This is a genomic window from Agrobacterium sp. LR_9 (genome assembly GCF_041954855.1).
Taxonomy (GTDB): domain Bacteria; phylum Pseudomonadota; class Alphaproteobacteria; order Rhizobiales; family Rhizobiaceae; genus Agrobacterium; species Agrobacterium leguminum.
Window position 1 is genome coordinate 1 of the sequence record NZ_JAVAYA010000064.1, and the last position, 1,064, is coordinate 1,064.

Below are 1,064 nucleotides of genomic sequence, written 5' to 3' on the forward strand. Positions count from 1 at the left end.
CTACTTCAAACAACCTGAAGAACCACACTCTCGGCGCAGATTGCCACGCTCGGGGCGTAGCCGGACGGGTTCTCGTGGTTATACTTCCTCTGCTTTCAATGACAGCTTTGGGGAATCGCTCGCCTGGACTTCGCGTTTGGTGGCCCCATGGATCAGCCTTCGGAACGTGGGGCATTCCATATGCGATGGGGCCGGACAATCGGCCATATGACGAAGTGTCTCGCGCAGCGCCGTCAGCTCCGCGATCTGTTGATCGATGTGCTCTGCCCTTCGACGCAGCAGGTCGCGGGGCAGATCCGGCAAGCCATTGCGGCCAAACATGCCGGCGATCTCCTCCAGCGAGAAGCCCGCAGATTTCCCCATGGCGATCAGCTTGAGTTGCAGCAGTACCTCGGGCGGAAACTGCCGGCGCAGGCCGTGACGCGATACCGAGGCGATCAGCCCAGCGTCCTCGTAATAGCGCAGGGCCGACGGCTTGATCCCTGTGCGCGCGGCAACCTCACCGATATCCAGGAATTTCATGCTTGACCTCAACTTGGCTTGAAGTGGCAGCTTGCTCCTCAGTTGATCATTCGACAAGAGGAAACGACATTGGACACCACCAATTCACCCCGACCGACTGGTCGAGCCGGCATTACGATCGCCCTGTCGCTGGCCACTGGCCTGGCTTCGCTCGGCACCAGCATTGTCAACATCGCCTTGCCGGATCTCGCCAGGGCGTTTTCCGAACCGCTTCCGCAGGTGCAGGCCGTCACGGTGGCCTATCTTGCCAGCCTGACGGTCTGCGTCGTTGTCGCCGGCCGTCTTGCGGATCGCTTGGGTGCCAAGGCTATGCTCGTGCTGGGCTTGGTGCTGTTTGCGTTGGCGACCGGGCTATGCGCCGCTGCGCCGAGCCTGTCTGTGCTGATCGCCGCGAGAACGTTTCAGGGCGCTGGCGCGGCATTCCTGATGACGCTGGCCATGGCCCTGATGCGCCAGACCACAGGCGAGACGCAGATAGGGCGGGCAATGGGGCTGCTCGGCACCGTCTCGGCCATCGGCACAGCCCTTGGCCCGTCGCTCGG

2 protein-coding genes are annotated in these 1,064 nt (G+C 62.5%); one reads left to right on the plus strand and one right to left on the minus strand.

What is annotated here, in order from left to right:
- Positions 1–78: 78 nt before the first annotated feature.
- Complete coding sequence (locus RAC79_RS25595) at positions 79–522, minus strand: helix-turn-helix domain-containing protein (RefSeq protein WP_104680358.1); 444 nt, start codon at positions 520–522, stop codon at positions 79–81.
- 69 nt (positions 523–591) lie between these two features.
- Here RAC79_RS25595 and RAC79_RS25600 point away from each other — a divergent pair.
- Positions 592–1,064, plus strand: a 473-nt coding sequence (locus RAC79_RS25600; protein WP_374997698.1) for an MFS transporter, incomplete at its 3' end; no start/stop codon positions are given.

Excerpts from the sequence above, each read along its gene's own strand:
- RAC79_RS25595 (WP_104680358.1), bottom strand. The coding sequence starts at position 522 with ATGAAATTCCTGGATATCGGTGAGGTTGCCGCGCGCACAGGGATCAAG.